The sequence below is a fragment of the Bacillus sp. FJAT-45037 genome (assembly GCF_002797325.1).
In the GTDB taxonomy this organism is placed as follows: domain Bacteria; phylum Bacillota; class Bacilli; order Bacillales; family Bacillaceae_D; genus Alkalihalophilus.
In genome coordinates this window covers 42,642-69,048 of record NZ_NISN01000004.1, presented here as the reverse complement: position 1 = coordinate 69,048, position 26,407 = coordinate 42,642, and the positions used below count along the sequence as shown (strand labels likewise).

At 35.7% G+C, this 26,407-nt stretch carries 25 protein-coding genes and 4 pseudogenes; 4 read left to right on the top strand and 25 right to left on the bottom strand.

Features of this window, described 5'->3' with window-relative positions:
* Position 1: 1 nt before the first annotated feature.
* Together CDZ88_RS16915 and CDZ88_RS16910 are read right to left on the bottom strand one after the other, a co-directional pair.
* Complete coding sequence (locus tag CDZ88_RS16915; RefSeq protein ID WP_100374801.1) at positions 2-661, bottom strand: SOS response-associated peptidase; 660 nt, start codon at positions 659-661, stop codon at positions 2-4.
* A 210-nt stretch (positions 662-871) separates the two neighbouring features.
* The gene (locus CDZ88_RS16910; RefSeq protein ID WP_100374800.1) at positions 872-1,150 is read right to left on the bottom strand and encodes a DUF4652 domain-containing protein; all 279 of its coding nucleotides are present in this window, start codon (positions 1,148-1,150) and stop codon (positions 872-874) included.
* Between the two features lie 33 nt (positions 1,151-1,183).
* Here CDZ88_RS16910 and CDZ88_RS16905 point away from each other — a divergent pair, with 33 nt between their 5' ends.
* Complete coding sequence (locus tag CDZ88_RS16905; protein WP_100374799.1) at positions 1,184-1,393, top strand: hypothetical protein; 210 nt, start codon at positions 1,184-1,186, stop codon at positions 1,391-1,393.
* 107 nt (positions 1,394-1,500) lie between these two features.
* On the opposite strand, the gene CDZ88_RS16900 is transcribed toward CDZ88_RS16905, so the two are convergent.
* From CDZ88_RS16900 to CDZ88_RS16880, 5 genes are all read right to left on the bottom strand, one after another.
* The gene (locus CDZ88_RS16900; RefSeq protein ID WP_100374798.1) at positions 1,501-2,085 is read right to left on the bottom strand and encodes a hypothetical protein; all 585 of its coding nucleotides are present in this window, start codon (positions 2,083-2,085) and stop codon (positions 1,501-1,503) included.
* Positions 2,075-2,533: a hypothetical protein gene (locus CDZ88_RS16895; RefSeq protein WP_100374797.1), complete on the bottom strand. Its 459-nt coding sequence runs from the start codon at positions 2,531-2,533 to the stop codon at positions 2,075-2,077. The genes CDZ88_RS16900 and CDZ88_RS16895 overlap by 11 nt, the downstream gene beginning before the upstream one ends.
* 416 nt (positions 2,534-2,949) lie before the next feature.
* Positions 2,950-3,888 carry a bacteriophage abortive infection AbiH family protein gene (locus CDZ88_RS16890; protein WP_100374796.1) on the bottom strand — a complete coding sequence of 313 codons (939 nt, stop codon included), beginning with the start codon at positions 3,886-3,888 and terminating at the stop codon, positions 2,950-2,952.
* Positions 3,881-4,864 (bottom strand): MerR family transcriptional regulator, encoded by a 984-nt coding sequence (locus CDZ88_RS16885; protein WP_100374795.1) that lies wholly within the window; start codon positions 4,862-4,864, stop codon positions 3,881-3,883. Before CDZ88_RS16885 ends, CDZ88_RS16890 begins: the two co-directional genes overlap by 8 nt.
* 51 nt (positions 4,865-4,915) lie before the next feature.
* Positions 4,916-5,236: a hypothetical protein gene (locus CDZ88_RS16880; RefSeq protein WP_100374794.1), complete on the bottom strand. Its 321-nt coding sequence runs from the start codon at positions 5,234-5,236 to the stop codon at positions 4,916-4,918.
* 341 nt (positions 5,237-5,577) lie between these two features.
* Between CDZ88_RS16880 and CDZ88_RS17515 the strand changes: the two genes are divergently transcribed.
* Positions 5,578-6,195, top strand: coding sequence for a site-specific integrase (locus CDZ88_RS17515; protein ID WP_157796594.1), 618 nt, complete (start codon positions 5,578-5,580; stop codon positions 6,193-6,195).
* Here CDZ88_RS17515 and ltrA (CDZ88_RS16875) read toward each other — a convergent pair.
* The 12 genes and pseudogenes from ltrA (CDZ88_RS16875) to CDZ88_RS17860 all read right to left on the bottom strand — a co-directional run.
* Positions 6,154-7,128 (bottom strand): annotated as a pseudogene (gene ltrA, locus CDZ88_RS16875) (group II intron reverse transcriptase/maturase); the annotation flags it as partial. The gene CDZ88_RS17515 and the pseudogene ltrA (CDZ88_RS16875) overlap by 42 nt on opposite strands.
* Positions 7,129-8,014: 886 nt before the next feature.
* A complete protein-coding gene (locus tag CDZ88_RS16870; RefSeq protein WP_100374793.1) occupies positions 8,015-8,449 on the bottom strand; it encodes a hypothetical protein in 435 nt (144 codons plus the stop codon).
* 292 nt (positions 8,450-8,741) lie between these two features.
* Positions 8,742-9,239 carry a GNAT family N-acetyltransferase gene (locus CDZ88_RS16865; RefSeq protein WP_100374792.1) on the bottom strand — a complete coding sequence of 166 codons (498 nt, stop codon included), beginning with the start codon at positions 9,237-9,239 and terminating at the stop codon, positions 8,742-8,744.
* Positions 9,240-9,255: 16 nt separating this feature from the next.
* Positions 9,256-10,476: an MFS transporter gene (locus tag CDZ88_RS16860; protein ID WP_100374791.1), complete on the bottom strand. Its 1,221-nt coding sequence runs from the start codon at positions 10,474-10,476 to the stop codon at positions 9,256-9,258.
* Positions 10,473-10,949: an SAM-dependent methyltransferase gene (locus tag CDZ88_RS16855; RefSeq protein WP_100374790.1), complete on the bottom strand. Its 477-nt coding sequence runs from the start codon at positions 10,947-10,949 to the stop codon at positions 10,473-10,475. Before CDZ88_RS16855 ends, CDZ88_RS16860 begins: the two co-directional genes overlap by 4 nt.
* A 1-nt stretch (position 10,950) precedes the next feature.
* Positions 10,951-11,307: a hypothetical protein gene (locus tag CDZ88_RS16850; RefSeq protein ID WP_100374789.1), complete on the bottom strand. Its 357-nt coding sequence runs from the start codon at positions 11,305-11,307 to the stop codon at positions 10,951-10,953.
* Positions 11,308-11,311: 4 nt separating this feature from the next.
* Positions 11,312-12,073, bottom strand: a complete 762-nt coding sequence (locus tag CDZ88_RS16845) for a class I SAM-dependent methyltransferase (protein ID WP_100374788.1) — start codon at positions 12,071-12,073, stop codon at positions 11,312-11,314.
* Positions 12,048-12,659: a hypothetical protein gene (locus CDZ88_RS16840; protein ID WP_157796593.1), complete on the bottom strand. Its 612-nt coding sequence runs from the start codon at positions 12,657-12,659 to the stop codon at positions 12,048-12,050. The genes CDZ88_RS16845 and CDZ88_RS16840 overlap by 26 nt, the downstream gene beginning before the upstream one ends.
* Positions 12,660-12,746: 87 nt before the next feature.
* Positions 12,747-14,183 (bottom strand): radical SAM protein, encoded by a 1,437-nt coding sequence (locus tag CDZ88_RS16835; protein ID WP_100374786.1) that lies wholly within the window; start codon positions 14,181-14,183, stop codon positions 12,747-12,749.
* 11 nt (positions 14,184-14,194) lie between these two features.
* A complete protein-coding gene (locus CDZ88_RS16830) occupies positions 14,195-15,490 on the bottom strand; it encodes a radical SAM/SPASM domain-containing protein (protein WP_232718770.1) in 1,296 nt (431 codons plus the stop codon).
* A 59-nt stretch (positions 15,491-15,549) separates the two neighbouring features.
* The gene (locus CDZ88_RS17865) at positions 15,550-15,672 is read right to left on the bottom strand and encodes a hypothetical protein (protein WP_269799279.1); all 123 of its coding nucleotides are present in this window, start codon (positions 15,670-15,672) and stop codon (positions 15,550-15,552) included.
* A gap of 232 nt (positions 15,673-15,904) precedes the next feature.
* Positions 15,905-16,039 (bottom strand): hypothetical protein, encoded by a 135-nt coding sequence (locus tag CDZ88_RS17860; protein ID WP_269799278.1) that lies wholly within the window; start codon positions 16,037-16,039, stop codon positions 15,905-15,907.
* Between the two features lie 102 nt (positions 16,040-16,141).
* On the opposite strand from CDZ88_RS17860, the gene CDZ88_RS16825 reads away from it, so the two are divergent.
* Positions 16,142-17,422: a helix-turn-helix domain-containing protein gene (locus tag CDZ88_RS16825; protein WP_100374785.1), complete on the top strand. Its 1,281-nt coding sequence runs from the start codon at positions 16,142-16,144 to the stop codon at positions 17,420-17,422.
* A 203-nt stretch (positions 17,423-17,625) separates the two neighbouring features.
* Here the strand turns inward: CDZ88_RS16825 and ltrA (CDZ88_RS16820) are convergent.
* Positions 17,626-19,395 (bottom strand): annotated as a pseudogene (gene ltrA / locus CDZ88_RS16820) (group II intron reverse transcriptase/maturase).
* 1,186 nt (positions 19,396-20,581) lie between these two features.
* Here ltrA (CDZ88_RS16820) and CDZ88_RS16815 point away from each other — a divergent pair.
* Positions 20,582-22,162: pseudogene (locus CDZ88_RS16815) on the top strand (FAD-dependent oxidoreductase).
* Between the two features lie 87 nt (positions 22,163-22,249).
* Here CDZ88_RS16815 and CDZ88_RS18090 read toward each other — a convergent pair.
* From CDZ88_RS18090 to CDZ88_RS16795, 5 genes and pseudogenes are all read right to left on the bottom strand, one after another.
* Positions 22,250-22,378: pseudogene (locus CDZ88_RS18090) on the bottom strand (hypothetical protein); the annotation flags it as partial.
* 203 nt (positions 22,379-22,581) lie between these two features.
* Positions 22,582-22,776 (bottom strand): GNAT family N-acetyltransferase, encoded by a 195-nt coding sequence (locus tag CDZ88_RS17675; protein ID WP_100374854.1) that lies wholly within the window; start codon positions 22,774-22,776, stop codon positions 22,582-22,584.
* A gap of 453 nt (positions 22,777-23,229) precedes the next feature.
* Entirely contained in the window at positions 23,230-24,327 is a 1,098-nt protein-coding gene (gene ribD, locus CDZ88_RS16805) for a bifunctional diaminohydroxyphosphoribosylaminopyrimidine deaminase/5-amino-6-(5-phosphoribosylamino)uracil reductase RibD (RefSeq protein WP_100374784.1), read from the bottom strand.
* Positions 24,328-24,586: 259 nt separating this feature from the next.
* Entirely contained in the window at positions 24,587-25,159 is a 573-nt protein-coding gene (locus CDZ88_RS16800; RefSeq protein ID WP_100374783.1) for an FAD-dependent oxidoreductase, read from the bottom strand.
* Entirely contained in the window at positions 25,159-26,400 is a 1,242-nt protein-coding gene (locus CDZ88_RS16795) for an MFS transporter (RefSeq protein ID WP_100374782.1), read from the bottom strand. The genes CDZ88_RS16800 and CDZ88_RS16795 overlap by 1 nt, the downstream gene beginning before the upstream one ends.
* Positions 26,401-26,407: the final 7 nt, after the last annotated feature.

The window sequence follows — 26,407 nt, the reverse complement described above, 5'->3', positions numbered from 1 at the left end:
ATTACTCTGCTAAGGAACTTATGCATTCTTCCGTCTCGTTTTTAGGATTATTAACCAAAGGTGATACTTCGTATGCATCCATATCTTTAGCAGGGTATGCTTTTATAAGTTGGGTTAAGATATCTTTATCCTCAATAGATGGATCTAACCACATATTCCTATCTTCTCCTCCCAAAATCACTGGCATCCTATCATGAATTTCTTTCATAAACTCATTAGGCTCTGTTGTAAGTATGGTACAAGAAACAATTTCCTTATCATCAGACTCCCACCTATCCCATAAGCCTGCAAAGGTAAAAATATCATCATTTACAGTGATTCGATATGGCTTCTTTTTTTCTTCGGTTCTTTTCCACTCATAAAAGCCATCGGCTACAATTAAACAACGGCGGCGTTTAAGTAATCGGTTAAAAGCAGGTTTTTCATCCACTGTTTCACCACGAGCATTAATCATCTTATGTCCTATCTTTGGATCTTTCGCCCATACAGGAACAAGACCCCATTTTAAGTATCCAGCTCTCCTATTTTCTCCATCTGAAATTAAACTTAACACAGGCTGACTGGGAGCTATATTGTACCTTGGTTGGTAATCATCTAATTGCACACCGAGCTGTTCTTCAATCTGCTCTTTACTTGCTGTCAAAGTATATCTACCGCACATAGAAAATCCACCTCTAATCACTAATATATTCAGTACTATTTAGAATGTCTTATATCCAATATTTTATTGTGGAATGAATGAAAATTTCAAGAGTCATAGCCCTTCATTAATACAGTCGCATCCTTTATAATTTGATTTACAGGACGATTCCCTGTTTTAACCAAAAAGCCCTCACGATTGCCAGGACAATCAGGAGGGCTTTATTAAATTTCAATAACTTAACATCGAATCAAGCGATATATTATTTGTATATGTCTCAGATTTCTCATTCTTAGAACCTGTATATTTAATGCCGTTATAATATAAGATCCCATCTTCTATCTTAAAATCTAAAATTTGAATGTCACTTTCATATTGAGTAATTTGTAATTTTTCTTTAGTGGAGACATTTACACTGAAGATATTACCACCGACCGCTAAGGTCCCATGTCCATATCCAATAATAACGAACACTCTTTCATCATCCTGCCATAGAGCATTTTTCGGTATCCAATCACCTGCTGGCTAAGGAGATTGAACTTGTTGGAAAAGTATGCGGAGATATTTCAAGAGGTAATGCAGTATGCTGATGCTAACCTCTCAATAGATGAGAGGCATGACGCTAATTTTTACTTTTTAGGGGCTATGCTAGCTCACTTAGACCATTCCAAGAATGGAATGGTTACCGGTCAAGCTATGTGTAAATTATTAAAAGCAACTGTGGATTACCAAATAAAGCAACGATCATCTTAGTTAATCCTTATATGAATTTATATGAAAAAGCCACCACTCTTTTAACGAAATAAGAAGTGGATGGCTTTCACTGTTACTTGGAAGTATCTTCTTTATATGTTTAAATATCAATCTTCAATATTATCAATATGCGAAATCAATTTCTTGAAAAATTGCTCTCCTCCGCCTTTTTTAACGAGTTCAATAACATAGCAAAACAGAATTTCTAATACTTTCTCTACTGTTAAACCATGCGTTTGCACAACCTCGTCTAACTCCATTAAAAACCACTCTAACCGATAAACAGCGTCTCGATCTAATGAAACTGTATATGTTTCTAAGGGTTCATTTGGCTTCTCAAAAAGCTCAAATTCATCTACCTTCTTGAACTGATAATGAGCAACTTGCAACACTTTTGAATAGCGATCCATAAGATATTCGTAAGCTAAGAGTGAACCTCGCTTTGCAAGTTCTGTTAAAAAGCTCTCAACTAATACACTCAGTATGAAGTCTGGTTCAATCTCTTCATCTGCATATCTTTTAATATCGTCACACATTAACCAACAACGTTTCAGGTAAGTTTCAGGTAAGTGTAGATGTAGGGTAGTATCTTTGGAAGCAAACCACTTGAATAACAGTTTATATCTCCAAGAGGCTTCCCCACTTTTCAAGTAACGTTCTTCACCAATCAGATCGGCTCCACTATATTTCATGAACGTCCCTCTTCTCTAACATAAAACAAAGAATCCTAGCTGCAGCGACACGTTTACTCACATCCCATTCCAGCTCATAATTGAATAGTTGATCAGTATAAAATTGAGTAATCTTCACATGTACGCATTTCCAAGCAGGATCATATTCGCAATCTGGAAAAGATTCATATTCAATTAACCCTTTTTGGACAAGCTTAGAGGCCATCTGGGTGACAGATACTCTTTCACCTGTTTTGATGCTTTCTTGTCTTGCTAAGATCATCAATTTTTGTTTTTGTTCCATAGTAACTGGGGTTTTAATGTCTGTTTTCTTATCACACCTAACCTTTCGTGTCCTCTCTTTGATTCCATGTGATTCTTTAATCGCGGATTCATCTAATAAAGTCATCTGGAACTGCGTTTCTTTTTTTCTTTTTTTGTCTTCCACATCTAATTTAAATGTATTCAAGCCTCTCCCCCCTCTTCTTTTTTTGGTCATTTCTTCCTTTACGTTTGGGTCATAAGTCTAATCGGCTACTTGGTACATTCTATGACTCGGTAGGAGGGGGTATGCGTATAGAAACAGTACAAGTGGGCATAATGGTAGTAAAATTTATTCTTAGAGGTGACGTCAATGAATAAAGAACTTGCAGTAGAATTAAAGAAAGCGATTCAAAAACAAAAGAAGAGAAAGCAACTAGTTAAAGCAAAATAACTATATAAATATAAGGACTCCTTCTAATGAAGTGTACCTTCTGCTTGCTGCTTGAACCTTGATACGTTGAATTGACTAATAATTGGATATATAATCGTATATACAGGTTTATGTCTGTAAGCACTAAAGAGCCCTCTGTAGTTGCCAGGACAACTACAGAGGGCTTCTTTTTAATTCTTTATAGTAAATGTAGTAAAGTCTCCTTTAAAACCTAACTCCTTTAAGACCCCTTCCCACTGCCTCAAAACAAACTGATTTTCATAATCATTAAACGACCATGTTACATATGAAGTATCAACCTGATTAAATATGACACTCAAGTAAACTAGGTCAACCTTACTAAATGAAAACCCATAAGAATAGATCGTTTTTATATCTTTTAGCTCTTTGAAGAAATTTATATTCACCTTTAAGGCTTGGTCAGTATCCTTCCTCAACTGGTTGTGGATTCGGCTTAAACCATCTTCTGAACCAATGTACCGAGCCATATGATCTTCGGAATGATCTTCGAAATCACCATGCCCAAAAAGGATTTCGTCATACTGCCTACCATGAATATGACAAACATTTTCTTCAGCTATACCGTACAGTTCTTCCAATGTATCAGTGTAGTTAAAGGTTAAAAACTTATCGTTTTGACTTAGAATTTGTTTGAAATCATTTTTTTCAGCAGCCAAAGAAATATCTATAGAATTTACCCACTGATTGAAAAGCTCTTGTATTCTAGCAGTTGGAATAACGAGACCTGATGCAATCTCTCCATATACGGCGGCCATTTTCCAATGATCAACATCACCTTCTTTATCTTTTATATCCTCCACCCAATCAAAAACCGCATCAAAGTCCAATCTACCTAATGAGTTTTCTACGTCTTGCCACTTATCAATACTCCCTTCTGCCGTACTTATTAAGTAAAAGAGCATTGATAGGACCTCATCTTCATCATAATGTAGACCACCATCAGGTAATAATTTCTCTTCTGGCACAATTAGTTCATCGACAGTTATATTTTCACTCTTACTTAAACAAAAGTCTCTAAAATCTTGATAAGAAGTAGGTAACCCATGTGAGCGGTCGAAACCGTTTCCTATAACAAAGAGATTACCCATCAATATCACCATTATAGAAAGTACTTGTCACTGCATCTCTTATCGTTTTATTTATAAATATATCGACGTCTATCCCTTCATTCTTTGCTCTTTTTTCAACCTCCAAAAATAGTTTTTCCTCCAATACCACGTTTACTTTACGATCTGTACTCGCAAAGAAAAAGTCTTCTTTTCTCTCCTGTATCTTGCCACTTACCAACGAGCGTTTAGCATGTTCCAATAAGTCGTGATCCACACTTCCCTCATCGAATCGAATAAGGAATGGTTTGCACTTCACGATTAGCTTCTGATCAGTTTCTTCTATAAAATAGTTTCTTACACCGCTTTGTTCAGCAATTTTTTCTATAAAGGTAAAGGTTAAAGCACGAATATGACTAGGTACAATAAAACTAAAGGTTACTTCCCCTATCCGGTTATTTAACTTACCGATGTTATAGGTGGTCAACGGCTCATAATGCAAAGGCAATTGAGCTAGAGGAATACGTTCTCCCATCGCATTCAGTGCGTACCCTTCCTCTTTATCGATAGACATCACACGTACCACTTCACCAGATTGATTATCTCGATAGGATTGGTAAAGAAAGATTCGTTGCTGTGAATCAAAATGCTTCTCGCTTTTCTTCTTTTTCGATAGAAACTTCTGTTTAAACTGTTCAAGCTTTTCATCTTCTTGGACATAGTAAACAGGCTTACTTAATACATTACTGACTTTAACCGTTAATTCCTCTTTATTGATGGCCGCTAAGATTTGATATGGTTTACACCCATTCCCTACATAGTCAGACGTCTGTTTGGTTGTAAGCCCTCCTGGATATAACTTCTCTTTTAACATATCCACTTGTTCATCTGGAATGATATACTCACCCTCTATATGCCATGAATCCATGTTGTCAGGGATAAGAATCCCCTCTTTTATATAGGTAGATATCGTGGTTAAACTAACACTTAGTATGTCTGCTGCTGCTTTTGCATTCAACTCACTTTTCCCCCTTAATTAGACCAATGTTACTCATGTAATAATGTAGGATTATTCTAATCCCCTCAATGTTCTTTGCTCCGCTGCCCATTCTTCAATCTCTCGCTTAAACAGTAGATAGTTTGATTGATCCCCAGTAGGTTCTGTGACAACTGCGCACCATTGGGCGACACCATGCCAATCCCCAATATTTTTTAGCTCAATCGTTACGTTGAAATCTTTTTCCAAAACAGTAACCGTCCAATATCGCGGCAATATTTCTTTTCGATTAACCTTCTCCTCGCTCATGAGAAATTGGCTAACAAATAATTCGTATCTTTTAAGGATTTCTGCATCAGAGAACGTCAGAATACTGTTACTACTTTTATCCATTTTTCATCGCTCCTTCTTTATAAAGAACTCATGCCCAATTCTTATATATATTTTACTACAAATAACAAAGATAGTTAAAGGTGTATTCACACAAAAGAAAATAACGAATAAGTATTCAAAGATAAAAATGTCTTCATAATACAATTCCACCAAATTAAATTCTATCTTCTATAATGTTTAAATTTATTTATTTTATCTTTATTTAAAGATAATTGATTCATAGAAAAATAAGGTATTATTCTATCTATAATTAATATACCCATGATTTTATTTAAAATGGTTGTCTTATTATGATATGTTTAAACCACTTATAAACTTATTAAAGATAATGAGGTGATAACATGATGGTACGTTCCATAAATGATTCTCTTTCTATAGTAAACACCCATACTTTATCACAACATGAGCAAACAGACCTTGCCTCTCTATACAGATCATTCTTAGATAGTAGTCAATATGATCAACTTGAAATGAAGTTGTTTGAGAATGAGCAATTAACCTTATCTTCCTTTGATTCGTTCACTGACCAAGAGCTTATCTATTATTACTTACATAAATCCACTTACGATGATGAGAGCAAAAATAAAACGGAACAAACCAAGAAAGAATATATTCGTGATATTCTACAATTCTACACCTTCATCCATTTCCTCATCTCTAATGAACAGACTGAGGATGAAGAACTACCTTCTTACCTTAAACGAGTAGAAAAACGTCATATCAGACAATACCAAGATTGGCTCAAACAATTGAAACGGAACGATGGGAAAGTCGGGTATCCCTCTTCTACTCGCACCCGCAAGAACGTCGTGGTCAAAGGGTTTTTAAGGTGGCTTTATGATGAAGATGTCATTGAGTATCCGCTGCATGTTTCATTTAAAAAGAGCACCACACGTAAACAAGCCCATTCGAGTTTTACCTTTTCGAATGGCTCGAATCGAGAATCCAAGGAATTCTGACGAATTCTTTTTAAGGTTTATGACTTTTGACTTTTCTTCACTCGTTTCAAGATGTAATCGAGTTTTTAGAAAGTCCTTGATAGCATAATTCATTTTAATAGCTTGTGTACGAGTGCGACACAGAACTTTGAAATCATCGGCGTACCTCACAATATAACATTCTTTCAATTTCGTCTTTTTCAGTGGATAGTATTTTCCAGGATACTTATAATCGAATCTTGTTTCAAAAGTTTCCCACTGATCACTAACCCACCAATCTAATTCATTTAAGACGATGTTCGAAAGAAGTGGCGATAAGATACCGCCTTGGGGCGTTCCTTTGGTTGGAAAACCTTCCCCTTCAATTTCTGCTTTTAAAAGTTTTGAAATGATAGAAAGTAAAGACTTATCTCTCATCCCAAGCGACCAAATTTGTTTTAGTAGTTTACTATGATTCACATTATCAAAGAAACCTTTAATATCAACATCAATACAATGATGAAGCCCTGTTTGATTAATAAGAAATTCAAACCTAGCTTTTGCATGATGAGTGCTTCTGTTCGGTCTGAAACCATAGCTATGCTTATGGAACCTAGCTTCACATATTGGTTCTAGCACTTGGAGAATACACTGTTGAAGAATCCTATCCCAGATTGTAGGTATACCTAATGGTCTAGTTTTCCCATTCGCCTTAGGTATGAAAACACGCCTTACTTTTTCGGGTTTATATGAATCAAGCATAGTTAGTACTTTTTCAATTACTTCTTCAACTGATAAGCTTTTTACATCGTCAATCGTTAATTTATTTGAGCCAGCCGTTTTACTACCTGTATTTCTTTTGATGTTTCGATAGGCAAGACGAATATTCTCTTTAGAACTAATGATTTCCATTAAGTCATAGAAATTTTGACCATCGACACTTTGAGCATATAGATTATCAAAACACTGTTGCATATCATAATACTCATTGTGTCGCAGTTTCTTTCGTTTTAACAAGTCGGTGACTCCCTTGGGAGTTGAACCTCTTTTAGTCTGACAAGAACCTTATTAACCGATGAAGAACTGTCTTACATGGTGAATGATTCTTTATTAGTCTAGTGGCTATCCCTCCATGTGGATTAGACATTTCATCGGTACTGTGCCACCACCTTCACTGATATAAGAGTAAGTTATACAATAACTAATCTCATTATTGCTTTCCTTACAACCGTTTCATTAGGAGTAAGCCTTCCACGTTATCAGCTTACAACGTTGAATTATATCTATTATAGAAAGAACGTAGATGCTTCCTGTAAGCCTGTCAGCCGTTCATATGCCTGAAACATATCATGGATTTTCATATTAGTTAGTTTTACTCATCCACTGCCAACCTCACAATTTGGTGATATACACATTTCTATGTATTGCAGGTGTAGACCCGTACATTCAGAAGTTCGTCAGCTTACCCCATTCTTATAGGATATTAAGCATCCTCACCATATTCAATCAACTCAAGCATCATGATTTACACCACCCCCGCGGGTAGCCTTTCGTCAGCCACAATCACTGTTACGGTAAATTCTCACGCCTTTTTGCCGAGCTTATAACACTATCATTCTTACTAATTCCAGTGCTACTCGACTCAGAGAGAACCCTTCAAGGCGTTACCCTTTCATTTGATTCTTCGATATAACCCTTCAATTTCAATAATGAAACTGTCTACCTTTTAATGAAGTAATGTGACCATTCTCCGTTTGGGGTAGAAACGTTTCGCACAACTAACCTGCTCCGTTAGTCAAAACACGTCCCTGGTGCTGTTCTAAAAACGCTCTGTTACTTTGTTAACTATCTGCAAGGTTATTTAAATAAAATTAGTGAGCACAAATCCCATGAAGAAAGCAAGCAGCGGAAAAGCTAATACTACATTTGCTAAATCCTGCCTCATAGATTTGTTTTTCACCATTTTACTCACTACCAAATCAATCAAGCTAATGACTATCGCAAATGAAAGGATAATCATGATGTTGATCTCGATCATGAAAATATTATAAAGTACGACAGAATAGATCTCGTAGATGAACATGGAAAGCGGGAGGTACGTTTTTACCTGGTGCTTCGTTTCAAAACCTTCCAAAAATGAACCTGTTATGATGGAAAAAATGATAAAAATGGTTCCAAAAGAAAACGATAAGATATTGAAGAAATCACCACTCAGTAAATCTCCCTCAAATAATAGAAAAGACCACATGGCAATAGAGCCAATAAACAAAGATCGAAAAATTCTACTAGAACTCATTGAGGATCAGATCCACATGTTAAGTTTAGAATTCATCTAAGATGATCAATGGCATACGCAATGAATCAATTATATGCATGAAACCGTCATTGCCGCCGCTAATTAATGAAACACCTGATGCCAATTTTTTGGGATTACGATTCGGGGCCGACCACGGCAAAAAAACAGCCTACCAAGCTAATACTCAGCAGGCTGATTTATCATGTTATTCTCCAAAATTCGGCTAGTGACAGCACCTTCATTAGTCAGCTATCCAATATTTCAAGTGGTGAAAATCGTCTATAATAGGAGCTTAAACAACTTTCCCATACACATGAGCATCTATATGCTCACTCTTTTTAAAGATAGCTTCTTTACGAGTTCCTTCTCTATTGTAGTTTTGGTTTTCTAGTAGCTTCATAATGGCTAGATTATTTGCAAGTACCTCTGCCTCTATGCGTCGTAAACCAATATGATCGTAACAAATTTCCTCAAGAGCATGAAGGATTTGAGTAGCATATCCTTTTCCCCAAAAGTCAGGCTTCACAATAATGCCTATTTTGCAAGAACGGTTTACAGTGTGTATGTCAAATATCTGCGCGAGACCAATTTCTTCCTGTTTATCATTTACTACTTTAAAGTGTTTTTGTTTACCATTTTTAATCCAAGACTCTAGTTTACTTTTTAATGAAGGTTTATTTTGGGGATAATTGTACCCTAGAATGGCCGTATCAAAAACTTGTGAATCGTTATATAACTCGTAAACTAACCCTAAATCTTCTATTTCTAGCGGTAACAATTTAATGTTCATATTAGTCTCTCCCTTTTTACATAGCTTTTTCTTGAGAATAGTTTTCTTTATTATTAAATGGATGGAACCAGTACCTAGTAATAATTAATAATGTGAAAACACTCAATACTCCAAAGATTATCTTCAAATCAAAAAACTCTGCTAAAACGCCTCCTAATAATCCTGCTAAGGGTAAAGTAGATTTGCTTAACATCAAAAACAACCCATTTACACGACCTAAGAGATTTTCAGGAGCTATTTGCATTCGTAATGTTTTATTCATTACATTAAAAATAATGATAGGGGCAGTGTGGACAACCATTGCTATGCTTAGTGTAATCCACTCCACACTTAAAGCCACCATGCCAATTCCAATACAGCTAATAAATAAACAAATAAGCAACATCCGATTTATATGTTTAAAGCGCTTTGTAATGGATGGGATCAAGAGTGTTAAAATTATCTGAAATACAGCTGTTATGGTATATATCAAACCTAATTGCTCTGCACTTATGCCAAGAACATCTCTTGAATAAAATACCAACATGGCTACAATTACTGCGTTGGAAATGTTCACTAACATCATAATAGTAATTAAAGGACCTAATGTAGTGTGTTTAAATACATATTTAGCACCTTGCAGGAGGTGATTAAACGACTGCCCCTTCATTACTTTCAGCTTGTTAGATTTACTCACTTTGTAGAATAATACAATCACAGCTATTAAGAGAAAGGATACTGCATCAATAAGCAAAACCAGAGGTGCTCCTACTAGACTAATCAATACTCCAGCTAAAGCACTCCCGAATAATAGTGACGTGGAATCAATAAACTGAAAAGAAGAATTAACATTAACTATCCTATCTTTAGAAAACATTGACGGAATAATACTGTTTAAAACAACACTAAAGATTGCCCCCCCACAAGCAATGAGGAATCCGAATATAAAAATTGGTATAATGCTCTCATATCTTGATAAATGAAACACTACTATAGCGAGTAGACATAAACCTTGCGATAAAGCTGCTGTGAAAAGTAAAAGCTTATGGGAAAAGCGATCTGCTAATAACCCTGCAATTGGTGAGATAAACAAGAATGGGATTGTTTCTAGAAAGAACATGACCCCCATATAAAAAGAAGAGCCTGTTAACTCATAGATAAGCCAAGGCATAGCCAAAAGATATAGCTTATCACCTATCTTAGAAATTAATGTCCCAATAAAAAAGAGAGCAAAATTTCTAGTTTTCAGAAAATTCATCCCTCTAGATCCTTATAATAATCTTTCATTAACTCACCAGACCACTCTGGCTGCCTAACTTCTCCTATAGGCGCAAACTCACTCATGTAAGGCTTTATATCTAATACAGGCGTACCGTCAATGGCATCTAATGCTTGGACTGTTAGCTCTCTTCCATTTATCTCTAAAAGCTTACATCTAGATACGCCCAATGCATTTGGTCTAGCCTTCGCTCTCTGCCCAAATATTCCAACTAATGGCCACTCTTTATTATTCCTAGGGTGCCTAGCACCTAGAACAACCTTTTCAGGCTTTACCTGATTCATATGAAAAATAATTTCTAAATGCGAAAAAGACTCTAACCCTTTAAGAGAATCCTCAGGTAAGTCAGCATTTAACTCGATTTTACTAACCACTCCTCCCCAATTATCATCGACCACTTCTTTCCTTGGGGAGCTGACAAATCCAAGATAACTCCCTTGATACGTCTCCATATTATCCACCCCATATCTCGTCTCTGACTAATATATTTCCCTTTTCTAATTTTTGAACACTTATATAGATTTCCTTTTTATCACAAGTCTCCATCCCTGAAATTAGCTGCTGTATAGCTCTCAATATCTTTTTAACCTTATCCAAATTGTGCGATTCCTTACAGAGAATATGAACAATAGGAGCTGGGCTATCAGTTGATTCCCAATCTTTTTTATAAAACACTTTAGTTTCCACCCAAGTTATCCAACAGTGCTCAGGAGGTATCTCTAATAAACGTGTCACCTCTATTGAAATGTTCTTTAATAATTCCTCATTTTTAGGGGCTGCCAATGGACTCTTAATAGTTATAATTGGCATAAGATCATCGCTTCTTTGCTACAAGCATGACTGTTCGCACAGGAATAAAAAAATCAATTTCTTTATATTCTATTCCTAAGCTTTCAATCAATGTTGCAGGAGCTTCTTTTAATTTACTTCGAATGGCTGCCTCTGCTTTTGGACCTGATGAAGCAATCTCACACCATCGTTTCACACTAACTCCACCAGTTTTCTCACTAAGGTTTTCTTTGGTCTCTTCAATTAAAAAACCTTCATTTTCAAGTAAATTCACCCAATGACTTAAAGAATAGCTTTTTACATGAGTCTCATCATGCAAAACTTCTATCTCGTGGTTAAATTGATCTATTAACTCGTCATCATAACCTTGAAGATCAATTATGCAAACATGGCCCTCTGGCTTCAGCACCCTATTCATCTCTTGTATTGTTTTCTTAATATCATTAAAATGATGAGCAGCCAGCCTTGTCATCACAACATCAAAAGCCTCTGAAGGAAATGGTAGTTCCTCCGCATAAGCGTTCACAGTCTGCAGCTTTTTATTTTTAGATTCAGCTAACTTAGCAACATTCTTTAACATAGAGGTTGAAGGATCTACACTTATTAATTCTTTATAATCAAACGATAAACCTAAGTGCCCAGCACCACATGCGACATCACAAATACGACTATCCGTTTGATCTCCCAATAAATCTTTTAAAATTTCAATGCTTGGGCTAGACTTATGAACTTCACTATTTAGAAAATTATTAGCAATCTCATCAAATCTCTTTGCACTTTGATTCACGAAATTCCCTCCTTAGTATCAGGTCACTTAAAGTCTTTACAGGATCATCATGTTCCAGTTGGTTCACGTCTAAAGAATGACCTAACCCTTTTAAAATGACGAGCGCTGGATCTTTTTCCCACTCAATATTATTCAAACTATCCATACCGTATGTTTCAGGTTTGATTAAAGTTTCCATGGTAACTTCTTCTTCTAAAGAAATGTAGTCTTCACTCCCATAGATTAATGAAACAGATTCTATATAGGTAGGGATGTGAACTTCCTCAAAAATAACAGACCCTATTAAAATAATAGATAACTTGTTAGATAAAGTATTTACAATATCCATAATTAGATCTGCCCCTAATGACATACCCATTAAAGTAATAGACTGATTATCATCAATCTTCTCTTTAACAGTAGATAGGACTCTCTGCAGCCGATCCAACCTTTTACTGTATTCTTCATCAAGTATTGGACTGGACGAGTCTTTTCTTTCAGGGAAATCAAATCTAATTACCCCAACCTTTTTTCCCTTCAATTTATCCTCTAAACGGTTATATAACTCTAATTCTTGAAAAGCCCCCGCTTCATCATACCGGCTCATCTGACCAGACTGTACAATGAGTAGACAATGCTCATAGTCACCAGAAGGGAGGCTTTCATATATTCTTAGATTCTTAATCATAGGGCATTATTTGTTACAAATTTCCGTTGTGAAGTTTCCAATCTTATTGTGAAAGTATATAGAAATAATTTCTTCATGTAAGGCTTCACCATCTAAAGTAGGGATAAGAGTATTCTCATCGACTTTAATTAATAACCTATTTTCAATTAACGAAGAAATTACCTCAGCATAAGGTGTGTCGGTTAACAAATTGACACCGAATTGTTTCTGATATCTCTCTACTTTAATTGGCTGGTTAGCTTTATAGTTAAACCCAAGAGCTGTCGAGATCGCTTGATTCCCTTCTAATAACCTTCCAAATGATAAAGGATTTTCATTACCTTCCATTGCTTCTACATACTTTCCTATATCGCTGATATTATGTGTTTGAAGTACTGTATCTTGGCCACCTGTCAACCATCCATATACACCAGGACCATAGGCAATCATAGAATCATAACGTTCCCACTTATTTTTTGAAATTTGTGGTATGTTACCTTCTGCATAGGTATTAGGACGGCTCCACCAACCACAAGGGCTTGGCTGATAACCATATTCTAGGAAGACCTTCAGTATTTCTTCACGCATGGTATAAGTCATCTCTAAACTAGGAAACAGGTTCGCATTTTCCATCTTTTCTCTAACACGTTTATTGTTCCATAAGGAGCTATTACCAATACCCATCTTCTGCCTATCGGCATTCCTCAACCTATATATGGTAATAGTAGGCACTCCTTTTTCACACAATACTCTTACATCTTCAGCGATACTCAACGGTGTTTGATAAGGTAAGCCGAAGATGACATCCACATTAAATGGTTTTTCTGTAACTAAGAGTTTATCGATTGCGCTAAGTGACATGGCTCGATCGTGTTTGCGTCCTACTGCATTTATAACCTGATCATCAAGAGACTGTACACCTATACTAAAGCGATTGAAGCCCATTTCAATTGCTTGGTCTAACTCATCTCCTTGATAGTTATCGGGATTACCTTCTAAAGAAACTTCACATTCGTCCGCTATATAATAATTTGCATTGATATGGGTCATTAGTTTCCTCAGATGGCGAGGCTTCAAAAGAGAGGCTGTTCCACCGCCAATATAAATAGATTCAATTCTCGCTTTGCTTACCCAGTTATTCCTATGTAAATTTTCGGTAGATTCTTTAATCAGTAGGTTAACCCAATTTTCTAAAACTTCTTCTTCATTACCGTCTTCCGCGAGATATTTTTTGACGTAATTACAAAAGTGGCATATATACGAGCACAGTGGTACATGAAAATATAAAGTGGAAGGCTTTCCGGCACCATCGAAGTCTTTATACATTTTTTCAGCGTCACCACTTCTTAGTTTCGTTCCAAAATTTGCCGTTACGTTTATATTATAATCGGAATGAGAGATTTGTAATTCTGGGTGTCTTTTAAGTAATTCTCCAAGGTTTAGTTCAGTATAGCTAGTAGACATAGTCATCCCCCTTATTTGTGCATTTCAAGTTTGAGAGTATATCCTTCTTGCTTGCGTTGCTCCCAATAACGGTTTGCTTCAATCATAAAAATTTGTAAATACTCTGTCGCCCCGCAACCTAACTTATCTTTGGATACATTCTTGGCAAGTGGCGGACATCGAAATTGACACCAAATATCTTCCTGATACACAGAACAAGACTGACAGCTCTTAAAATCATCAAAAGTAATGCTTCTAAATTCATCAAAGCCACCTGACCAAATATCAGCGAATGAATGCTCTCTTAGGTTCCCAGCCAAAAAATCTTCATTACTCATACAATTACTACATGGATATACATCACCGGCGCTATTTATATATGCAATAGAACGACCACATTTTTCTTGGTTAGTTGCTCGTTCTAGCTTCTGACAAAATTTAATCGTTTCTAGACTAAACATTCTAGTAGCTTCTTTTGACTCATCTTTTGGAGGAGCTTCGTATTCAGGCTTACTAAACTTGTCCATACATCGTTTATAAGTTTCAATTGATTTTGAGATATGTTCTGGTTGCAATAAAATATCTGGATGTAGTAGAGCACGTCCAATAGGATGAGTTTCTAGCCATTGCGGGCGTGGATATCCGTTGTTTACACACCATTCAAATATCTCTTCTGCATCGTCTAGATTATATCGATGCACTGAAATGGCCGTACGGAAAGCATGTCCATACTTCTTCATTAGCTCGAATTTTTCTCTTAGCTTAGGGAAATCCATTCCCCCTCGAATCGTTCTTTCTGGATCAGCAGTATCAAAGCTTATAAAAAAAGAAGTATTCGGGGTGAGGGCTTTTAACTTTTCTTCTGTTATTAACATTCCATTCGTGAATACTTGTGTGTAGAATGGTTTTGTTCTCGCATAATTAATTATCTCTACCGCATCTTTGTGAGCAAAAATTTCTCCTCCACTTAAAAAAAGCTGTAAGACTCCTACTTCAGCTAGCTGATCAATTGTTTCTTTAATCAAATCCGTAGACATTTCATTTGGCCTCTTTAGAGCTGAGTTGGCATAACAATGTTTGCACCTTAAATTACATAAATTTGTAGTTTCAATAAAAGCTATAGCTGGAGCACTCAAATGAAATTTATCAAGATCTACTAAAGGTTCTTCAATCATATATTCATGATAATTAATAGAAGAGGCATTACGAGTTCCATTATTAACTTCATCTAATAATGGTTGTATCGTTTCCTCAAAGAAATGGACTTTCCCGGTTGGAATCAACCCTACCAGTCCTCCATCATTTATTTGATATGGTATTTTTACCATTCATCACACCACCTAACTTGCTTAAGAGGCGCCTAGACGCCTCTTAAGAAAAGTATTAATTAATCAATTTCATCAAGTTTTACGCTTCCGGTACCTGCCCCAACAACAGCTAATGTGATTCCATCTTTCGGCTGCTCCTTTTCAAGGCGGATACGTTTTAAAGTACCTGAGTTTTTCTTCATACACTTCACCCCCATAATTAATTGTTTGAACAACAGCACCATCTGGCTTGTTCACTTTACAAATTAGATAAAATTCTCAATTTGCCTATGAGCAAAAAAAATAAAATAAATATTCAAAAATTTTATAAAAAAGAAACCCACCCTGCATGTTGAATACACAGGATGGGTTTCGTTGTCATTTCATTTTACTCCCAAAAAGATAAATAATTTTATATAATCATAGTATCAAGTTTTAAGGTTGAGTGGTTTCAGAAATTGGCAAGGTTTCTTTAAAGGCACCTACATCATCAGAAGCACTTACATTCATCGTAGAAACGGTAAATAGGAAACATATACTGATCAAAAAAGAAATTGTTATTTTTTTCATTTTTTTCACTCCTTATATTCTAGTTATAAATAATCATACATCACTCTTTCCATTTGAAAACAATAAAATTTCGACATAAAAATTTTAAGGAGGTTCTCATATATGGAACATTTTGGTCAGATTATCAGGAAAGAAAGGAAACGCCAAAAGAAGACTCAAACCATGGTTGCTGGTGATATAATTTCAGTCAGCACATTAAGTAATATCGAGAATGGTAAGATAACTGAAATTCATCCAACAGTTTATAATCATCTTGTAAGCGCTCTAAATTTAAGTAATGAAGTATTTACTGATAAAAAGGTAATTGATAAAATCAAAAGTTTATTAACTCAAGCTTCTACTTTCGAAGCTCTTCAACATGAGAAATCCGAGAAGATCTACCTCACCATAATAGAACTAGCTCAAGATTCACATTTATATTCTTTTAAAGCTGAAGCCCATAGAAAATTAGGCAATCACTATTTTAATTTGCGAAGATTGGAGGAGGCAGAAAAGCAATTAAAAGAGGCGATGTCTACCTTCTCTAGTTTATCTAGTGAAAGTAAAGGGGAGTTTAAGTGCAAGATTAAACTCGCAGCAATCAAATTCGCTAAAGAAAAGTATAAAATGGCGTTAACTGAATTTGAAGATTTATACGCTCAATTACTAGGTAACCAAACACTCAAAGGCTATAAAGGTATTCTTCAATATAATATTGCTTCTACGTATTATCGATTAAATAACTTTAATAAGGCTAGTTACTTTTGTGAAGAATCAATTGAGAATTTATTACCGGATGACAAAGAATATTTAATAAGCTCTTTAATCCTATCATCGATATTGTTTACTAGAAATGGATACTACTTACTAGCTCGTACTAAATTAACAAAAGCCCAAGAATATGCTAATAACTTTAACAAACCTGTTCTTCTAACAAAAATTCTTCATAATATTGGAGAAATAGATAATCAGAGTGGGAATTTGGCTAGTGCAAAAGACTATTTTAGCTCAAGCATGGAATTAAATATAAACCTGAATAACAACCTTGGAGTGGCAAGGAATAAGATGGGGTTAGCTCATATCTATTTAAAATATAAAGAGTTCTCACTTTCTAAAGAGTTAGCTGAAGAAAGCTTGATGCTTTTTAGAAAGGCAAATTCTAAATTTGATGAACTAGAATGTCTTATTCTTTTAAGTGGTGTATACAAACAGTTAGATAACACTTCTTTGGAATTAGACTCTTTATTGAAAGCTAATAGCATAGCCCAGCTTCTAAATAGAAAAGAAACTTTGTTTAATATTTCACTCAAACTAGCATGGTTTCATAAAAGTAAAAATAACCCAGAAAAATGTAATGACTATCTACATAAAGCCCTTACTTTAAAAACAGAAGTTTCCCTCTAGTAAAATAGCCTTACACGGACTAACCTTTGTGTAAGGCTACACTTCATTATGTGTTGTTCGTACAGATAGGTAAGGATTTGAAGTTATCGCTTCCTTTTCCCCCTGTTCACACCGTACGTGCGACTTTCACCGCATACGGCGTTCCAACTAATCCAATTCATTCAATTCTATGTATTTAGTGAAGCGAAGTCTTTATTCCCTATTTAGATTGATTCATTTTTGCATAGTTTTCGGAGTTCATTTATCTTTTCTTTTTGCTTTTTGTTTAATTGAAATGTTTGGAGTATCGACTTGATTTTATTAACATCTTTCAGATGTACAAGTCTGTGAATGGCTTCATGTAACACGATAAGGTTTGAGTAACTATCATCTTTTGTTAGATGATAGGGGTTCTTATGGTGACAGTGCCAATCCCTTTTTCCAAGTTCAACCCCTAATACAGCGCATTTTCCGTATTGAGCAATAAATCTACTAATACGGTTGTCATTATATTCAATCGTTCGATTTGGGATGAAATGTTTCATAATATAAGCTAGTACATTTTTATTTATTGCTTTAAGGGTATTGTGTATCTTGTCTCTGCCTTTAACCGTATAATTACAGATATCTTGAGAAAAACAGAGGTTAGTTTTATGCCGTTGAGCATAAATAGGAACAAATACCATATTCCTAATTTTATAAAACTTAGGTTCATATCCTTTATAGCTTTTTTGTAATGTAGAAGTCATATCAGAGAATTTCGCTTCTGTTCTGAGGCTCTTTAGTCGATTATATAAAGTCTTTCCAAGATAGGAGGCTAACTCACTTAAATTATTTGTGATTTGAGTGGCACTTGAATAGTAATTTTGGATCCCCATGACAACGGTATTGTAATGCCAAACCGTTTCAATGCATGGCTTCTTTTGTATTACCTTGATTGACTCTTTAATTTTGGTGAATGCATTGGATTTTGCTTTCTTAGTCATATTCGATTGAGCAACATAACCCATTCGCGTTTTACCTTTTCGAATGGCTCGAATCGAAAACCCAAGGAATTCTGACGAATTCTTTTTTAGGTTCATTACTTTAGATTTCTCTTCACTTGTTTCAAGATGTAGCCGAGTTTTTAAAAAGTCTTTAATTGCATAGTTCATTTTAATAGCTTGTGTTCGAGTACGACATAAGACTTTAAAGTCATCAGCATATCTTACGATATAACATTCTTTCAATTTCGTCTTTTTCAGGGGATAGTATTTTCCAGGATACTTATAATTGAATCTTGTTTCGAAGGTTTCCCACTGGTCACTAACCCACCAATCTAATTCATTTAAGACGATATTCGAAAGAAGTGGCGATAAGATGCCACCTTGGGGCGTTCCTTTGGTCGGAAGACCTTCACCTTCAATTTCTGCTTTTAATAGCTTTGAAATGATAGTGAGCAAGGATTTATCCCTTATCCCAAGCGACCAAATTTGTTTAAGCAATTTACTATGATTCACATTATCAAAGAAGCCCTTTATATCGACATCGATACAGTGATGAAGTCATGTTTGATTGATAAGAAATTCAAACCTAGCCTTCGCATGATGAGTGCTTCTGTTTGGTCTGAAGCCATAACTATGTTTATGAAATTTGGCTTCGCATATAGGTTCTAATACTTGTAAAATACACTGTTGAAGTATTCTATCCCATATTGTAGGAATACCTAATGGTCTTGTTTTCCCATTCGCTTTCGGAATGAAAACACGCCTTACTTTTTGCGGTTCATAGGATGTGAGCATCTTTTCAATCTTTTCAATTACTTCGTCTACTGAGAGATGTTTTACATCCTCAATCGTTAATTTATTTGAGCCAGCCGTCTTACTACCTGTATTTCTTTTGATGTTTCGATAGGCAAGACGTATATTCTCTTTCGAACTAATGATTTCAATTAAGTCATAGAAATTTTGACCATCGACACTTTGAGCATACAGATTATCAAAGCAGTATTGCATATCATAATACTCATTGTGTCGCAGTTTCTTCCGTTTTAACAAGTCGGTGACTCCCTTGGGAGTTGAACCTCTTTTAGTCTGACAAGAACCTTATTAACCGATAAAGAACTGTGTTACATGGTTGAATGATTCTTTATTAGTCTAGTGGCTATCCCTCCATGTGGATTAGACATTTCATTGGTACTGTGCCACCACCTTCACTGATACAAAAATAAGTTATACAATAACTAATCTCATCATTGCTTTCCTTATTACCATTTCATAGGGAGTAAGCCCTCCACGTTATCAGTTTACAACGTTGAATTATATCTATTATAGAAAGAACGTAGGTGCTTCCTTTAAGCCTGTCAGCCGTTCATATGCCTGTAACATATCATGGATTTTCATAATAGTTAGTTTTACTCATCCACTGCTAACCTCACGATTTGGTGATATACACATTTCTATGTATTGCAGGTGTAGACCCGTACATTCAGAAGTTCGTCAGCTTAACCCTTTATTTTAGGTTCTTTAGCATCCTCACCATAGTCAATCAACTCAAGCATCATGATTTACACCACCCCATCGGGTAGGCTTTCGTCAGCTAAAAACACTGTTACGGTAAATTCTCACGCCTTTCTGCCGAGCTTATAACACTATCATTCTTACTAATTTTAATGCTACTCGACTCAGAGAGAACCCTTCAAGGCGTTACCCTTTCATTTGATTCTTCGATATAACCCTTCAATTCCATAAGGAACTGCCTAGCCTTTACCAGAGTGATGTACCCATCCTCCATTTAAGCTAGGAACATTTCGCACAACTATTCTGCTCGTTAGTATAACATGAAGTGCATTGAATCTATCCAACTATTAAATTAGCAGTATGATGATGCCTTCCTTATAAGAAAATCTTGAATGGTAAAAAATAATATCCACCCACTAACTCCAAATCCAACGGAGATAAATAATGAGAAAGAAGCTTTCAATGAAATTGCTACTATGAGTAATAGGACATCAGTAGCAGGAAATCCCCTAGTAGACCTTGCTTCTAAAGCATTAAACGAACCGTTCTGATCACTCTCTCATATCGATCCCTCTTTTTATGAGGTCTATCTATTATGCTGAATTTCATCCATATTATCTATAGCTGTATATTCCATCAACCCAATGGAAATAATTTCATCTATATGACAATGGATGGAGGAATGACTCAAATGAATGAAGAAAATGGGAATCTCCCTCATTACCCTGAATCCTACTGGCTTGATAGTGTGGAGCTACCTGCCTTTGCTCCTTTAAGTGAAGATTTAAAAGTAGATGTTGCCATCGTCGGCGGCGGAATTACAGGCATCACGACAGCTTATCTCCTCGCTAATGATGGCTGAAAAGTTGCTTTATTAGATGCCGGAAGAGTTTTAAATGGAACAACAGGTCATACCACAGCTAAAATAACAGCACAGCACGATATGATCTATGATGAATTTATTAATCATATTGGTAGAAATAAAGCGAGATTATATTATGAAGCAAACAGCGAAGCGTTAACGTTTATTGAGGAGACGGTCAATAAGCATTCCATTGATTGTGACTTCAAAAAGCAAAATGCTTATCTTTATGCGACAACGGACGAATATGCTGAAAAGCTTGATAAGGAATATAAGGCTTATATCAAACTTAAAATTGATGGGGATTTGAGTAATGAGATTCCTTTTAACATTAAAGTGAAAAAGGTCCTTTCTATGAAAGACCAAGCTCAATTTCACCCGCTGAAACACCTTAAAGTTCTCTTAGAAGAATTTAAGAAAAAAGGTGGACAGATTTACGAAGAGACGGTTGCTGTGAATATTGAAGAAAAAGATCAAGGGGCTGTTGTCCTCACTCGTAATGAAAAGCGCGTAGAAGCTAAGCATGTTCTGTCTTGTTCTCATTTCCCGTTTTATGAAGGGACTGGCCTTTATTCAACTCGTATGTATGCAGATCGTTCATATGTATTAGCTGTTAAAACGAAAATGGAGTATCCGGATGGCATGTATCTTAGCGTAGATCAACCAAGCCGTTCTCTCCGCTCTATTAAAGAAAATGGTGAGTCTTTAGTGATTGTGAGCGGCGAAAGCCACAAAACAGGCCAAGGAAAAGATACCCTTGCTCATTACACAGCTTTAGAGGCATTTGGTAAAGAAGTTCTTCAATATGAAGAAGTGGTTAATCGGTGGTCGACTCAGGATTTAACCACTCTAGATAAAATCCCTTACATCGGACCCATCACCGCTGATCATCCTTCGATCTTAATTGCTACTGGGTACCGTAAATGGGGAATGACGAATGGAACTGCAGCAGCTAAGCTTCTTCGAGATCTTGTGATGAAGACATGTAATCCATATAAGGACTTGTATTCTCCTTCGCGCTTTTATGCGGACCCTAGCTTAAAGAAATTCTTCGTTGAAAATGCGGATGTGGTAAAACATTTAATCAAAGGAAAGTTGGAAATTCCCGAGAAAAATGTGAAGGACCTTGCTAAGGATGAGGGTGCTGCTATTTTTGTCAATGGACAGCGCAGAGGTGCTTATAAGGATCCAGATGGAAATCTTCATATTGTTGACACGACCTGTACTCACATAGGCTGTGAAGTAAACTGGAATCACGGGGACCGCACATGGGATTGTCCGTGTCATGGTTCTCGCTTCTCTTATAGAGGAGAAGTGATTGAAGGTCCAGCTGAAAAGCCGCTTCAACGAATGGATCATACAATGTTAGAAAATTTAACTTCAGAGGATTCTGGTTATTAATAAAGTAAGTGTGACTTTAACTATTTGAATAAACTATATGGAACGAGTGAGCCCCGCAATGGTTAGCCGGCGGGGGCTTCTGTTGCTGAAGATTGCTGGCAGAACAACAAAGATTAGCTGCGGCCCTTCATTTGGCTCAAGCCCAAACGTAAACACTCTAGGGAAAATAATTAATCCGGCAAGTAGCGCCACAAAGATATTCATGATTCCAAAGGAATTCCATTTAAATTATACCCTAAATAAATAGGAAGAATCAGCTTATATTAGCAATACCACCATGTTAGAGTAAGGATAAATATTGTCATGGAGCCCCTACACTCCAGATTTAAAGTTTGAAAGCTGAATTCCTTTTAAAAGAATTAAAACCTCTCTATGATGGCACAGTTGCTACATCATGCGGAGGTTTTAAAGTGAATTACTTATCCAAAAACTTGAGCAGATATCGCCCATAAGGTATTGTTTCTTTCTGGCATCCTATCAGAGTTTATGATCATAACTGGAGGGTTACTAACATTCTCAAATCCACGCTTTCTTAAAAAATTAGTGAGACAGTCATTCCCAGATGTTATATCAATCCTTAAATTCCCTTTATGGTTAAAAGCTAAGAAGACGATTGATTATTATCTCTTTTCTTTCTAAAAGAACCTTTGATATCGAACTTCTTTTTTGCAAAATCTTTTGCTGATTCTAAAGTATGAAAAAAGAAAGTAAGACAATCTTTCTTTTTTATCACCTCTAATACATAGATTCCACTTTTATAGTAAATTTTATAGGTAGAAATACATGTGAAGAATTTATTTGGATATTAAATGAAAGGTATAAGATTAAGGGTAAATCCATTTTTACTTCTAATTCTTTTGATTTTTTCATTAAATTCCCCCTCGTTACATATTATAGAATTATTAAGTAGTGACTCCATCCTCCATTAAAGCTTATATTTCCTCACGGTTAAATGTAAATTGCTCTCTAAGCTTGGCGGAATCATAAATATCTACATTGTTTTGTCTTCTAGGAGGAATACACATACATTCTTGAATTAAGGTAACGGAAAAAACATTTGTACTTTTTTACTCTTGTGAGTATGTACACGTAGCAGTAATCTTAATATCCGATCCAATTTGATCAATAGTTTTCACTTCAAGATGAGGAGCTTTATTAAGTTCAGAAAACCCAATCCCACCTACTGGAGAGAGAGCATCAGTACCTCCAATAATTCTTGGGCTCATATACACAACTACCTCATTAACAACACCATCTCTAAAGAAACTGTCTATAATAGACGCTCCTCCCTCAACAAAAACTGAATTAATTCCTTCCCTGCCCAAGTAATCTAACACTTCTGTCGTATTTACTTGATCACTCTCTAGTTTAATTATTTCTAAGTTTGTACCAGCATAGCTATGTATTAATTGTTCACTTACTTGATTTGAGACAAAGACTAGTGTTCGTGAAGTTCTATCAGTTGCTACATAACACTCTTTAGGCATTCTTAATCTATTGTCCAAAACAACTCTAATAGGGTGCTTATTCAATCCCTCATTTACCCTCGTTGTTAATCTAGGGTTATCACTTAGAATTGTGTTAATACCAACTAGAATGGCATCATGGTTGTTTCTATAATTGTGTACATCATTTCTAGCTCCTTCAGAAGTAATCCATTTACTTTCTCCTGTAGCAGTTGCAATCTTACCATCCAAACTAGATGCCCATTTGATCGTTACATATGGCAATTTATTCTCCTGAATATTTATAAAATATTTATTTACTTCTCTAATGTCCTTTTCTAGTAAACCCACGTCTACTCTTATACCTGCCTCAAGTAGTTTCTTAATCCCACCACCACTTACCTTTGGATTAGGATCTTGCATTCCAACAACTACTCTCTTAACTTTCTTTTCAATAATAAGATTCGTACAGGGCGGGGTTAAGTTTTCATGACAACAAGGCTCTAAAGTCACATAAAGAGTTGCTCCTTCAGCTTGCTGCCCTGCCATTTCTAAGGCATAAACCTCAGCGTGATGGTCACCTCTCTTGAGGTGAGCTCCAACCCCAATTACGACTCCTTCTTTTACCACCACAGCTCCAACCACAGGATTAGGACTGGTTTGTCCTAAGGTTAATTTTGTTAGATCAAGTGCTGCTCTCATATAAGCAATATCTTTCATCGCTTTCTCTCCTAGCGTTTATATTACTCACCTTAAAATAATACAATTCATAAGTGGCCTCATTTTCACAATACAGGCATTTAAGCTTAAGTTTATTTTCATTTCCTCTTATATGTGGTGATTTTAAAATGCTCACCCCAACTTTTACATGTTCTTCGCAAACCCACATAAAACCAGCCCTTTCAGCATCAAAAGAAATGTAAAATAAAATACTAAGCAGTATATACTTTTAATTTATATAGAGCAGCACAAAGTGCTGCTAAGCGAGAGTTTTATGGTGGTGAACTCTTTTACCAGACAATTTGCTAATGATATTTAACGCAACTTGTGCACCGTTCCCTGCAGCGATGATAGCTTGAGAAGAGACTCCGACTAGTGTACCGCATGCATACACGTCTTGATGGGAGGTTTGATATTCAGTATCTACCTCTACCTTAAGTTTTACATAGGGTTCGTTGTTTTCAATTAAAGAAAGTCCTAGCTTCTCTGCGATCTTAAGTCCACTTTTCTGACCACTTGCTAAAAGAATTCTACTCGCAACAATAGGAGGATTGTTCTCCATTTCAACGGAAAAGTCTTTTTTATTCCATTGAATATCTGTTACTTCGTCATTTAATAGAGATATTTCTCGTAACTTTAGCTGATTTTTGCTCTTTTCTAGGAGTTCTGGTCCACTTATATCGTTTAAACCTAAATAGTTGTCCAGCCAAGCATTCTTCAATTGGGATTTTTCGGAGTTAATCAATTTAACGTTTAGGCCAGCTCCTTTTAGAAATAAAGCAGCACTCATACCTGCCGGTCCACCACCAACGATTGCTATATCATATTTCATTACCTAACACCTTCCTTATGGTTGATTGGGATAGTAATTTCTTTTTTCTTTAGTATGATGATTGATGTACCCATAACAATTAATCCTAAAGTCATTAAAATTCCAATAAGAGAGAAAGAGAATAAAGCACCCACACTACTAATTGAAAGACTTATAATACCTACTAAAATGGCTTGTAAAAGCATACTCATGGAGCTAAAGAAACTATTCACTTTTCCAATCATATTATTAGGGATATTAATCATCATGATATTTTTACGCAATACTCGACTACCTGCATTCCCTACGCCTGCGAACAATCTCATAAACAAGAAAATACCGACTGTTGGAAATAAGATAATCCCAATAATACCAACTAAATAAACTATATAAGTAATAACTATAGAGGTATAATCACCGAATCTTTGAGAAAGAACCGTAGCAGCTATCCCCCCTAAAATTGCGCTTAATGCATAAATAACACTTGCATATCCTTGGATATCCGGATTTGCTCCTAAGTCACTATAAATGTAGACTGGATTAAGATAGTTTCCTACTAAAACCATTATAAAAGGAATAAATGAACACATTAGCAATACCATTAGAGCCTTATTTACTTTCATATAACTCCATGCACTATTTAAGTCTTCTAACATTTTAGGTTTACTTGCAGATGAATTCTTTGGAAACAACTGACTCTTATAAGGGATTAAAAAAAGAATTCCTAAAGCTACGAAGAAGGATGCCACATCCACCAAGAAAATGATCCAGAGATCAATTCTGCCTACTAATAACGCAACTAGACCTGCGCTAATAAAGGTAGCTGATTGACTTTGAACTTCCATTAGACCATTAACTTTTTTATATTCATCTTTAGTAAAAGACTCTTGAGTAAAAGCAAGTAAAGCAGGTATTTGTACAGAAGAGTAAATAGATGTAACAATCATAAGAATAATAAGTAAGTAAATACTCATTGCTCCTGATAAAAGATAGGTGATGAGCACCACACTACATAAAATACCCGCTATAAATTCACACAAAAGTAAGATCTTTTTCCGCGGAAAACGGTCAACTAATATCCCAGCATATGGCGCAAGGAAGAACATACCAATCGACACACAGATAAAAAGAATACCGTATGTTCTTTCTCCACCGTCCATGTTAATAATTAACCAGGGGATCGTGAAAGCAGTGATACCGGAACCTACAGAAGTAACTATATTAGCGGCAAATATCATATTCATTTTTCTACGCTGATTCATTAACTTC

Excerpts from the sequence above, each read along its gene's own strand:
- CDZ88_RS16865 (WP_100374792.1), bottom strand. The coding sequence starts at position 9,239 with ATGAACATTAAATTGTTACCGCTAGAAATAGAAGATTTAGGGTTAGTT.
- CDZ88_RS16870 (WP_100374793.1), bottom strand. The coding sequence starts at position 8,449 with ATGAGTTCTAGTAGAATTTTTCGATCTTTGTTTATTGGCTCTATTGCC.
- CDZ88_RS16800 (WP_100374783.1), bottom strand. The coding sequence starts at position 25,159 with ATGAAATATGATATAGCAATCGTTGGTGGTGGACCGGCAGGTATGAGT.
- ribD (WP_100374784.1), bottom strand. The coding sequence starts at position 24,327 with ATGAAAGATATTGCTTATATGAGAGCAGCACTTGATCTAACAAAATTA.
- CDZ88_RS16900 (WP_100374798.1), bottom strand. The coding sequence starts at position 2,085 with ATGAAATATAGTGGAGCCGATCTGATTGGTGAAGAACGTTACTTGAAA.
- CDZ88_RS16825 (WP_100374785.1), top strand. The coding sequence starts at position 16,142 with ATGGAACATTTTGGTCAGATTATCAGGAAAGAAAGGAAACGCCAAAAG.
- CDZ88_RS16915 (WP_100374801.1), bottom strand. The coding sequence starts at position 661 with ATGTGCGGTAGATATACTTTGACAGCAAGTAAAGAGCAGATTGAAGAA.
- CDZ88_RS16880 (WP_100374794.1), bottom strand. The coding sequence starts at position 5,236 with ATGGATAAAAGTAGTAACAGTATTCTGACGTTCTCTGATGCAGAAATC.
- CDZ88_RS17860 (WP_269799278.1), bottom strand. The coding sequence starts at position 16,039 with ATGAAAAAAATAACAATTTCTTTTTTGATCAGTATATGTTTCCTATTT.
- CDZ88_RS16840 (WP_157796593.1), bottom strand. The coding sequence starts at position 12,659 with ATGAGCCGGTATGATGAAGCGGGGGCTTTTCAAGAATTAGAGTTATAT.
- CDZ88_RS16795 (WP_100374782.1), bottom strand. The coding sequence starts at position 26,400 with ATGAATCAGCGTAGAAAAATGAATATGATATTTGCCGCTAATATAGTT.
- CDZ88_RS17515 (WP_157796594.1), top strand. The coding sequence starts at position 5,578 with ATGATGGTACGTTCCATAAATGATTCTCTTTCTATAGTAAACACCCAT.
- CDZ88_RS16860 (WP_100374791.1), bottom strand. The coding sequence starts at position 10,476 with ATGAATTTTCTGAAAACTAGAAATTTTGCTCTCTTTTTTATTGGGACA.
- CDZ88_RS16830 (WP_232718770.1), bottom strand. The coding sequence starts at position 15,490 with ATGGTAAAAATACCATATCAAATAAATGATGGAGGACTGGTAGGGTTG.
- CDZ88_RS16855 (WP_100374790.1), bottom strand. The coding sequence starts at position 10,949 with ATGGAGACGTATCAAGGGAGTTATCTTGGATTTGTCAGCTCCCCAAGG.
- CDZ88_RS16850 (WP_100374789.1), bottom strand. The coding sequence starts at position 11,307 with ATGCCAATTATAACTATTAAGAGTCCATTGGCAGCCCCTAAAAATGAG.
- CDZ88_RS16835 (WP_100374786.1), bottom strand. The coding sequence starts at position 14,183 with ATGTCTACTAGCTATACTGAACTAAACCTTGGAGAATTACTTAAAAGA.
- CDZ88_RS17865 (WP_269799279.1), bottom strand. The coding sequence starts at position 15,672 with ATGAAGAAAAACTCAGGTACTTTAAAACGTATCCGCCTTGAAAAGGAG.
- CDZ88_RS16890 (WP_100374796.1), bottom strand. The coding sequence starts at position 3,888 with ATGGGTAATCTCTTTGTTATAGGAAACGGTTTCGACCGCTCACATGGG.